The sequence below is a fragment of the Xanthomonas sp. fls2-241-TYG-148 genome (genome assembly GCF_030208815.1).
Taxonomy (GTDB): Bacteria; Pseudomonadota; Gammaproteobacteria; order Xanthomonadales; family Xanthomonadaceae; genus Xanthomonas; species Xanthomonas campestris.
In genome coordinates this window covers 952,479-963,557 of record NZ_JARVTE010000001.1, presented here as the reverse complement: position 1 = coordinate 963,557, position 11,079 = coordinate 952,479, and the positions used below count along the sequence as shown (strand labels likewise).

Here is an 11,079-nt window from a genome sequence, read left to right as displayed (position 1 = left end):
TGCAGTGATGCGACAACGGTGGGCAACGAGGTGGCTGATAGCGGTGGGCCTGTGCGGGATGCTGGCGTGCAGCGGTGTGCAGGCAGCGGCGGCGCAGGCGCAGACAGTGCCGGCCATCGCCGCGGCCGAGCGCGTGGTGGTGTCCACCGATATCGGCGATGACATCGACGACGCCTTCGCGCTGGGCCTGCTGCTGCGCAGCCCGCAGCTGCAGGTGCTGGGCATTGCCTCGGCCTGGGGCGATACCACGCTGCGCGCGCACTTGCTGCAGCGGCTGTTGCGGCAGGCCGGACGCAGCGAAATTCCGTTGGCGGTGGGCGAGCGCACCACCAGCACGATTCCCTTCAGCCAGGCGCGTTGGGCGGCCAAGGGGCAGCTACCAGGCAAGCTGCCGGATGCGGCGGCGATGATCCTGCAGCAGGCGCGCCTGCATCCCGGCGAGGTGACCCTGCTGGTGCTAGGGCCGATGACCGATGCTGCGCGTGCACAGCAGCGCGACCCGGCCGGATTTGCCAAGCTCAAGCGCATCGTGGCGATGGGCGGCTCGGTGCGGATGGGTTACGGCAAGTCGGCGTACCGCCCGGCCAGCGCGCCGGCACCGGAGTACAACCTGCTGGCCGATGTGCCCGCCGCACAACGGGTGTTCGCCGCTGGCGTGCCGATCGTGCTGCTACCGCTGGACGCCACCCAGATCACGCTGGAAGAACCCGAGCGCGTTGTCCTGTTTGCACAGGGCGATGGCCTGACCGATGCACTCACCCAGCTGTACTACCAGTGGCGCAACACCGACCAGCCGTGGGCCAGCGCCACGCCCACGTTGTTCGACGTGGTGCCGGTGGCCTGGCTGCTGCAACCGCAGTTATGCCCGACCACGCCATTGCATCTGGAAGTCGATGCGCAGGGGTACACGCGCGAAGGCACAGGCACGCCGAACGTGCAGGCTTGCCTGCGCGCGGACAAGCCGGCGTTGATCGATATGTATATGCGCACGTTGTTGCAGTCGCACTAAGCGCAGCTATCAAAACGACTGCGCAGCCGCCAGGCGGGCGCGGCCGCGTTACGAATCGGCATATCGCATTCGTCCACTTCGGTTCCTGCGCGCCGCTGCCACCACCTGTCGTGGCGAACGCCAGCCTGGCGGTAAGCGCAGTGGTTTTGTTGGCCGCACTTTATTGGACGCAGCCACAGACTGGTTGGCCGGGTGCGCGGCGCCGCCACCGCTCGCGGGACACGCCGTGAACCGTCCCTGGGGGCTCGATGGCGGCATCCATGCCGCCAACGGTCCCGCAATCGGCGAGGGCACCGCACCAGAGTGTGAGCCGGTTGCTTTGTAGACGCTGCCGTTGATGTCGTTGCGTTGTGGAGCTGATTGTCCACGCGGCAATCCGGTCGAGAGTGTCGGTGTGCATGTTTTCTACAACGCAACCGACTCACACTCCGGTGCGGTGTCCTTGCCGATTGCGGGACCATGTAGCGACATGGATGCCGCTACTGAGCCTGCATGGACGGATTCACGGCGTGTCCCACGAGCGGCGAGGGCACCGCGCCCTCGACCAACCAGGCTTCTGACTGCATCTCAAACGTGCGGCTAAAAAGCCACTGAATCCGCGGGCCGGACGCGCCGTTGCCATCGCCACGCATCTACCGCAGCGCAGGCTCACCGCCCATCGGCAAGTCCGCGACCGGCCACATATCGAACATCGGCGGCGTGAAGCACGTCGCTATACTTGCCGCCTCAGTCATGGGGTAGCGCGAATGGACAGGCAGGAATCAGGGATGACGTCGTCGGGCGTGCGGCGGATGCTGCTGTGGGTGGTGTTGCTGACGGTGGCGCTGGGGAGCGTGGCGTGCAAGCGCAACGAAAGCGGCCAGTTGCCCACTGCCAGTGGCGAGGCGATCAAGGCCGACAAGCAAGGCATCACCGGCTTTGGCCTGGCGCGCGCTTACCCCGACCAGACCAGCGACGGCCTGTCGCTGGCGCTGGAGTTCTCGCGGCCGCTGGTGGGCACGCAGGACTTCGATGCGCTGGTGCGCTTCGAGGAAAAGGTCGGCAACGGCGACAGCAGCTGGTCGCTGTCTGACGACGGCAAGACGCTGCGCTACCCGTACGTGGAAGCGGCCAAGGACTATACCGTCCTGATCGCCGCCAACCTGCTCGCCGCCGATGGCAGCCGCCTGGGCAAGCCCCTCAAGCAGAAGGTCTACACCGGTGAGTTGAAGCCGGTGGCCGGCTTCGCCTCGCAGGGCAGCGTGCTGCCAGCGCGTGAAAGCCGCGGCTTGCCGGTGGTGTCGGTAAACGTGCCGGAAGTGGACGTGGAATTTTTGCGGGTGCGCGAGAAGTCGCTGCCGGCGTTCTTCCACCAGTTCCAGCGCGGCGGCCGACGCGGCAGCTGGGACCTGGAAAACGAGTACAGCGAGAACGCACCGCTGTCCAAACTGGCCGACCCGATCTACGTCAACCGCTTCATCCTGGGCGGCAAGCAGAACGAGCGCGTGCTGACCTACCTGCCCACGCAGGACATCAAGGAGCTGCAGGAGCCGGGCCTGTATTTCGCGGTGATGAAGCGCGCCGGCACCTTCGAAAACGAATTCGACACCGCCTTCTTCACCGTCAGCGACATCGGCCTGCACACGCGCGCCTACAAGGACAAGCTGTTCGTGCACACCGCCTCGCTGCAGAGCGGTGAGCCAGCCAAGAACGTGGAACTGCGCATCCTCGATGCCAAGGGCGAGCTGTTCCTCAAGGGCAGCACCGACGCCAACGGCAATGCGTTGCTCAACTACACGCTCGACGCCAGCCACGTGCTGGTGGCGCGCAGCAAGACCGATATTTCGATGCTGCCGTTCAACCAGCCGGCGCTGGATCTGAGCGAATTTGCCGTGGCCGGGCGCGAAGGCGCCTGGTTCGACGTGTTCGCCTGGGCCGGCCGCGACCTGTATCGCCCCGGCGAGACCATGCGCGTGTCGGCGATCCTGCGCGACAACGATGGCAAGCCCACCAGCGGGCCGACCAAGGGCGGCCAGCCGGTGTTCCTGCGTCTCAAGCAGCCCGACGGCAAGACCTTCCGCGAAACCAAGCTGCAGCCGGGCGAGCAGGGCTATTTCGAATTCACCCAGCAGATTCCCGCCGATGCGCCGACTGGCCGCTGGCAGGTGGAATTCCGCACCGACCCCGGCAGCAAGGACGCCGTGCAGGGCATGACCGTGCGCGTGGAAGAGTTCCTGCCCGAACGCATGAAGCTGGACCTGGACGCCGCGCAAAAGACCTTGAGCGCCGGCAAGCCCTTCACCCTGATCGCCAATGCCGCGTATCTGTACGGCGCGCCGGCCGATGGCAACCGCTTCACCGCCAAGCTGGCGGTGAGCGTGGAGCAGCATCCGCTGGAGTCGTTGCCGGGCTGGTTCTTCGGTGACCCCACGCTGGAGCTGCCGCGCGAAGCCAAGGACGTGATCGACACCGAATTCGGCGGCGATGGTGTGTTGCGCGAAGACATCGCGCTGCCGGACGAAGCCAAGCCGGTCAGCACCATTGCCGCAGTGGTGTCGGGCAGCGTGTACGAGACCGGCGGGCGCACCGTGACCCGCACCATCAAGCGCGTGCTGTGGCCGGCCAAGGCGCTGGTCGGCGTGCGCCCGTTGTTCGATGACACCGACGGCGCCGATGCCAACAGCAACGCACGCTTCGAGATCACCCGCGTGGATGCCGAGGGCAAACCGCAGCCCGCCAAGGGGCTCAAGGCCACGCTGGTGCGCGAACTGCGCGACTACCACTGGAACTACACCGACGACCATTGGGATTACGACTTCACCCGCCGCTTCGAGAACAAGGACACCCGCACGATCGACGTCGGCAGCGGCAATGCCAAGCTCGATTTCCCGGTGGAGTGGGGCGAGTACCGCCTGGACGTGTTCGACCCGGCCACCGGCCTGACCACGCGCTATCCATTCCGCGCCGGCTGGAGCTGGAATGACGAAAACCGCGGCCTGGACGCGCGCCCGGACAAGGTCAAGCTGGCGCTGGACAAGACCGGCTACCGCGCCGGCGACACGCTCAAGGTCACGCTGACCCCGCCGCATGCCGGCAAGGGTGTGCTGCTGGTGGAAAGCGACAAGCTGCTGTACGTGCAGGACATCGACGTCAAGCCGGGCAGCACTTTCGAGATTCCGGTCACCGAGGCCTGGGAACGGCACGACGTGTACGTGACCGCGCTGGTGTTCCGCGGCGGCAGCGCGCCGAGCAAGATCACCCCCGCACGCGCGGTGGGCGTGGCGTTCGTGCCGATGGACCGCAAGGCGCGGCGCGTGGCGGTGGGCCTGTCTGCGCCCAAGCAGATGCGCCCGGAACAACCGTTGCCAGTGACCGTGAGTGTGCCGGAGCTGGCCGGCAAGGCCGCGCACGTCACCATCTCGGCGGTGGACGTGGGCATTCTCAACATCACCCGCTTCCCGGTGCCCGATGCCAACGCCCAGTTCTTCGCGCAGCGCCGGCTGGGCACCGATGCCTACGACATCTACGGACGGGTGATCGAAAGTTTCGACGGCGCCAGCGGCAAGCTCAAGTTCGGTGGCGACATGGCCCTGGAAGCGCTGCCGCAGGCCAAGCGCCCGACCGCACGCGTGCAGACGGTGGACCTGTTCTCCGGGTCGGTGCAACTCGATGCCAAGGGCAATGCACGCGTGCAACTGCCGGTGCCGGATTTCAACGGCACGCTGCGTGTCTCGGCACTGGTGTACTCGGACACGCGCTACGGCAACCGCGACATGGAAACCATCGTGCGTGCGCCGATCCTGGCCGAAGCCAGCATGCCGCGCGTGATGGCGCCGGGCGACCGCAGCACGGTGACGTTGGACGTGCAGAACTTCACCGGCAAGCCGGGTGAGTTCAACGTGCGCGTGGACGGCATCGGCCCGCTGGCCATTGCCGAGGCGGCGCGCAGCGTCAAGCTGGCCACCGATGGCAAGCAGACGCTGAGCTTCCCGCTCACCGCCACCGAAGGCTATAGCGTGGCCAAGGTGCGCGTGCGTGTGGACGGCAACGGCTTCAAGGCCGACCGCAGCTACGACCTGCCGGTGCGTGCCGGCTGGCCGCAGGTGTTGCGCACGCAGACGCGTGTGCTGGATCCGTTGGCACCGGTGAGCATGGATGCGGGCCTGACCGAGGGTCTGATGGCCGGCTCGGTGACCGCACGCATGCTGGTCAGCCCGCTGCCGCCGATTCCGTTCGCCAGCGCGTTGCAGGATGCGTTGAACTATCCGTACGGCTGCGCCGAGCAGACCACCAGCAAGGGCTATGCGGCCTTGCTGCTGGACGAGGCCACGGCCAAGGCGCTGGGCACCAAGGGGCTGGATGCGGCCACCCGCCGCGAGCGCATGGAAGGCGCGTTCGGCCGGCTGGCCTCGATGCAGATTGCCAGCGGGCATTTCTCGATGTGGGGCGACGATGGTTACGTCAATCCGGGCCTGACCCCGTACATCGCCGAGTTCCTGCTCGATGCCAAGGACGCCGGGTTTGCGGTGCCCGACAACGTGCTGCAGAAGGCGCTCAATCGCCTCAGCGAGGATCTGCTCTCCGGTGGTAACGAGTTCTACGGCCAGGACCGCCGCGACAACCTCAAGTTCGCCAACCAGGCGTGGTCTGGCTATGTGCTGGCACGCGTGAACCGTGCGCCGCTGGGCACGCTGCGCGCGCTGTACGACAACCAGCGCGACAAGGCACTGACCGGGTTGTCGCTGGTGCATCTGGGCGCGGCACTCTCGCTGCAGGGCGATACCAAGCGTGGCCAGGCGGCAATCAAGGCCGGCTTTGCCAAGAACAGCGCAGACCGGCCGCCGTACTTCGGCGACTACGGCAGCGCGATCCGCGACGATGCATTGATGATGGCGTTGCTGCATGAGCGCGGCTTGTCCTCGCCGGAGTACGACACCCGCGCGGTGACGCTGGGCCAGGCGCTGGACGCGCGCCGCGGTGGTGGTTCGCTGTGGCTGAGTACGCAGGAGCAGGTTGCGCTGGCGCGGCTGGGCAAGGCGCTGATGGTGGCGCAGGGCAAGACGGTGTCGGGCACGTTGACGGTGGGTGGGGAGGCGCAGGAGATCGCGCCGGCACGCCTGTTTGGCCGTAGCTTCGACAGCGCCGCGCTGGCGCGTGGCGTGCAGTTCGTCCCGCAAGGCGAGGCGCCGATGTATGCCAGCCTGGAAGTGGCCGGCATCCCACGCAGCGCACCGGAAGCGGACACCCGCCATCTCAGTGTGGAACGCACCTGGTACACCACCGACGGCAAGCCGTGGACGCCGCGTGCGCTCAAGGAAGGCGAGGCGCTGATCGTGCGCGTCACCATCACCGCCAACACCAGCATGCGCGACGCCTTGCTCACCGACCTGCTGCCGGCTGGCCTGGAAATCGAGAACTTCAACCTGGGCGATGCCAAGCAGTGGGCCGACGTGGTGGTGGACGGCATCGGCATCAGCGAGCGTTCCAGCGCCGCCGACGTCAAGCACGAAGAGTTCCGCGATGACCGCTACGTGGCCGCGCTGTCGTTGTCTTCGGGCAGCAAGGCGCAGGTGTTCTACCTGGTCCGCGCCGTCACCCCGGGCACCTACACCGTGCCGCCGTCCTTGGTGGAAGACATGTACCGCCCAGACCTGCGCGGCGTCGGCCGCACCAACCCGGCCACGATCACGGTGGTGCAGCCGTAAGGCATCACGGTCGGAGCGCGCTTGCGCGCGGTGAGGCTTCCCTGGGAATGCCTCGCCGCGCGCCTGCTCGCTTCCAGGCCAATCAGACCTGCGTTCCAAACGTAGTTCCAACGAGGCCACGATTAGCGGCACAGCCGTGCGCGATCACCGTAGGAGCGCGCTTGCGCGCGATGAGGCGTTCCCGGGAAAGCCTCACCACGCAGGCACGCCTCTACGTCAGCCAGATCGCATCCCAGAACGGATACTCCCCAATGCGCTGCATCAACCCGGCACGCAACGGGTTGTCGATGACATAACGTGCAACCGCACGCAGATCCGCGTCATGACGCACGGCATGGTCGTGATAAGCGCGGGCCCAGACGGGCGCCTGCATCGCACGCTGCGTGTTGACCGCACGCGTGCTCGTAGCCTTCAGACACGCCACCGCCCGTGCCAGCGGCGTGTGATGGCCCAACTGCAGCAGCCAGTGAACGTGATCCGGCATCAATACCCAGGCAAGCAAGGTGGCATCTGCGGGCGCTGCTTTGGTAAATGCGCCACATGCGGTTGCAGCCAGGCGAGGATCGTCGAACAGGCGCTGCTGCTGGTAGGTTGCCGTGGTGAGCAGGTAACAATGCCTCGCGAGCGAATGGCGGCCGCGGCGTAGGGCGCGATGTCCAGGCGAAGTGGGGTCAGTCATGCCAGCAGGCTGACTTGCCTGGTCGATGGGCTGCATTGGCGCAATCCCTGGATTGGGGTCAGCAGATTCCGCGCCTGAGTGCGCGCTTGGGCGGACGTTGTCGGGAGAGCTTCTCGCGCGCGAGCGCGCTCCTACGTTGGGTTTGCGTCCAGCTGTGGTTGAACGAGACACCTCACGTAGGCGGTGGCGCTGCGAAGGGGTGAATTCGTTATCCATGATCTGCAAGGCCCCGGTAGGAGCGCGCTTGCGCGCGATGAGGCGTTCCCGAAAGAGCCGCATCGCGCGCAAGCGCGCTCCTACGGTTCTTCGCATTGCGCGACAGGTGTTCGCATTGTCTTTTTGGTGCTATGTGCGCGACACGCAAAGGTCATCCTGGCTGCCTACGGTGGCGTGCTTTCGCACAGACGCGGCGCCCTTGCCGCGCGATTTCCGGGATTCCATGCAGCGCTCCGATTCGTACCGTGTGCACCTCTCTATTCTTGCCCTTGCCATCGCGGCCTGTTCGTCGGGCGCGCAGGCGCAGACCCTTGACGCTTCAAATGCTGCGGGGCAACGCTCGCCGATCTCGCCGGCGGTAACGGCTGCAGATGCAAGCGGTGATGCCGGCGGAGCGGAAACGCCAGCCGCGGCAGCGAGTGCTTCCTGGCCATCAAGCGAGGCATCGAATCAAGATCTCTCCGCTACCGCTACGTCTGCTACAGCTACCGCTGCTACAGCGACAGCGACAGCGATAGGTGCAGGTGCAGGCACAGGTGCAGCTTCAGACACAGGCATAGGCAAAGTCGCCGGTCCCAGTGCCAGTGCCAGTGCCAGTTCCAGTTCCATTTCCATTTCCATTTCCATTTCCAGTGCCAGTGCCAGTGCCAGTTCCATTTCCAGTGCCAGTGCCAGTCCCACCGCAGGCGTGCAAACCCTCGATGCCATGCAGGTCACCGGTGTGCGGCGTGCCAACGCGGCGGCGGTGGAAAGCAAGCGCGCGGCGACCAACATCACCGATGTCATCAGTGCGACCGACGTGCGGGCCTTGCCCGACAGCACCATCGTCGAAGCGCTGCGCCGTGTGCCTGGCTTATCCGTGTTGCCTGCCACCGACAACGAGCATCCGCGCGATGAAGCCGCTACGCCGGTCCTGCGCGGGCTGGGGCCGTCGTACAACAACGTCACCATCGATGGGCTCACCATCGCCTCGCCCGGCACGCCCAATGGCACGCTTGGCTCGATCACCCGCGGCGTGCGCCTGGACCTGCTGCCGGCGTCGATGGTCAGCGAGCTGCAGGTGGTCAAGACGTTCACCGCGGACCTCGATCCCAATGCCACCGGCGGGGCGATCAACCTCAAGACCCGCAGCGCGTTCGAGAACGGCGGCAAGCCGTTCTTCAGCGCCGAAGCCGCACTGGGCCACGCCAACGACGTCGGCAAGCCGCGCGATCAGGACGACCCCGGGTATCGCTTGAACGCCACCGGCAGCCGCACCTTCGGCAGCGAACAGCAATACGGCTTCACGCTGTCGGCCAACTACCAGACGCTCAGCAGCTACACCGAAACCCATATGACCACCGACACGGTGCATTACGGGTTCTACGACAACAACGGTGTGCTGCAGACCGGCGCAAATCTCGGCAATGGCTGGGCGGTGCCGCAGCAGGACAAGTACTGGTACGTGCAGAACCAGCGCGACCGCTACGGTGTCACCGGCAAGTTCGAAGCGCGCCCGAGTGCGGCCTTCGAGGCCTACGCCATGGCCGGGTACTACTATTTCAAGGACGACATGGAGCGCAACGAGGTCATCATCGACCCGCGCAACCGTGGCCAGGTGTTCAACCAGACCGCGACCTCGGGCAGCTATCCCGGCGGCGATATCGAGGTGGGGTACTCCAACCAGATCGTCACCACGCGCACCAAGGTGGCGCAGCTGGGCAGCATCTGGCGGCCCACCGATCGGCAGCAGTTTTCTGCACGGGGTTCGTGGTCGGATGCGACCTACGACGAGCCGATCCGCATGATCAAGTACGCCACCGGCATCATTCGGCCGGCTGCGGTACCGGTGGGGCAGACCGGTAGCGGCGTGACCGTCAATGCCACACCCAACTATGCGTTCAATTACGACACCTCCGGCTTCGATCAGCGCTTCGGGGTGTCGCCGCAGGCCTACAACAATCTGGATAACTACAGCCTGTCGTACTGGCGGCCCGACTACAAGCGCACCGCCGCCGATCGCATTCTCACCGGGCGGCTTGATTACGGCTTCAATCAAGGCGAAAGCGATCAGGGCATCGGCTTTGCCGCGGGCGTTTCATACACCACCGACAAGCCGTCTTACGACATCTTTCGCGTGGAGTACCAGCCCAACACCAGCGCACCGACGTTCGGCCTGGCCGATGTCGCCGGCACTGGCAGGGCCCCGATGCGCTATGCCGGTCTGAACCTGCTCACCATCGATCCGGACAAGGCCAACCGCGTGCTGGCAGCAACGCCGCTGAGCGCGTTCAACAGCACCGACCAGCAGGCCTTCAGCAACCAGGACAACTTCACCCATACCGAAAAGACCTTCGGCAGCTACGGGTTGGTGAGTTACCGCAGTGAGCGTCTCAACGTGCAGGCCGGCCTGCACTTGGACAGCACCAAGCTCAACACCGTGGGCCGCCAGCGCCAGCTGGACACCGCCAGTAACCGCTACGTGTATGTCGATAACCCCACCAATGCCGATTACGACTATCTGCTGCCTTCGGCGATCATGACCTACCACCTGACCGACGCACTGGACTTACGCGTCGGCGCCAGCCGCACACTTGGCCGCCCGCCGTACGATGCGTACGCAGCCCGCACCTCGATCGGCTTCGTCAACACAACCGACGCCGGCAACCCGAACGCGCAGGGCGTCACCGTCACCATCGGCAACCCCGACATCAAGCCGCGCGTGTCCAACAACCTGGATCTGTCGCTGGAATGGCGGCTGCCGGGTGACTTCGATGCCTTCGCCTCCACCGCCGTGTTCGACAAGCGCATCCAGGACGAGATCTTTACGCTCTCGCGCACCGATAGCTTCACCTTCGATGGCACCACCTACGCCAATGCGTTGATCAGTACGCCGGCCAACGCAGCCAAGGCGCGCATCCGTGGCGTGGAATTCAATGGCATCGTCAACACGCTGGCGCCGATTGCACCGTGGCTCAGCGGCGTGGGCTTCAGTGCGAACTTTGCGCTACTCGATGGCAGCCTGGACGTGCCGTATAGCGTCGGCAGCGGCAGCACCGTCAGCCAGCGCGGGCGCAAGCTCGACAACCTGGTCGGCCAGCCGGACTACACCGCCAACGCCACGCTGTTTTACAACACCGGCGGCCTGGAATTGCGCGCCGCCTACAACCGGCAGGGCAAGGCCTTGCGTGCGATCGTCAGCAACATCGACTGGCAGGATCTGTACTGGTCGCCGCGCTCGCAGCTGGATTTCACCGCGACGTATGCGGTCAGCAAACAGCTCAGTCTGATCGGCCAGGTCAGCAACCTCACCCACAGCCGCATCAGCAGCGTGACCGGCCCGGGGCAGAACCTGCTCAAGGACAGTTACTCGGTGCCCAGCACCTATTGGGTGGGCCTGCGCTTTACACCCTCGCTCTAGACAATCATGGCCGCGCAGTGAGCGGCCATCCAAGCACATGCAACGCGATGCAGCCGCCGGGCGGATGCGTGGCGTTGCCCACGCATTCAAG

5 protein-coding genes are annotated in these 11,079 nt (G+C 65.7%); 3 read left to right on the top strand and 2 right to left on the bottom strand.

The annotated features are described in order from the left end of the window. Positions 1–7: 7 nt before the first annotated feature. Together QRM60_RS04275 and QRM60_RS04270 are read left to right on the top strand one after the other, a co-directional pair. Complete coding sequence (locus tag QRM60_RS04275) at positions 8–1,009, top strand: nucleoside hydrolase (RefSeq protein WP_192884122.1); 1,002 nt, start codon at positions 8–10, stop codon at positions 1,007–1,009. A gap of 767 nt (positions 1,010–1,776) precedes the next feature. Further along, the gene (locus QRM60_RS04270) at positions 1,777–6,693 is read left to right on the top strand and encodes an alpha-2-macroglobulin (RefSeq protein ID WP_285445682.1); all 4,917 of its coding nucleotides are present in this window, start codon (positions 1,777–1,779) and stop codon (positions 6,691–6,693) included. 211 nt (positions 6,694–6,904) lie between these two features. Here the strand turns inward: QRM60_RS04270 and QRM60_RS04265 are convergent, their stop codons facing one another. After that, complete coding sequence (locus QRM60_RS04265; protein ID WP_115572617.1) at positions 6,905–7,372, bottom strand: transposase; 468 nt, start codon at positions 7,370–7,372, stop codon at positions 6,905–6,907. Between the two features lie 666 nt (positions 7,373–8,038). After that, positions 8,039–8,245: a hypothetical protein gene (locus tag QRM60_RS04260; protein WP_285445681.1), complete on the bottom strand. Its 207-nt coding sequence runs from the start codon at positions 8,243–8,245 to the stop codon at positions 8,039–8,041. A 49-nt stretch (positions 8,246–8,294) separates the two neighbouring features. Here QRM60_RS04260 and QRM60_RS04255 point away from each other — a divergent pair, with 49 nt between their 5' ends. Then, positions 8,295–10,988 (top strand): TonB-dependent receptor, encoded by a 2,694-nt coding sequence (locus tag QRM60_RS04255; RefSeq protein ID WP_285445721.1) that lies wholly within the window; start codon positions 8,295–8,297, stop codon positions 10,986–10,988. Positions 10,989–11,079: the final 91 nt, after the last annotated feature.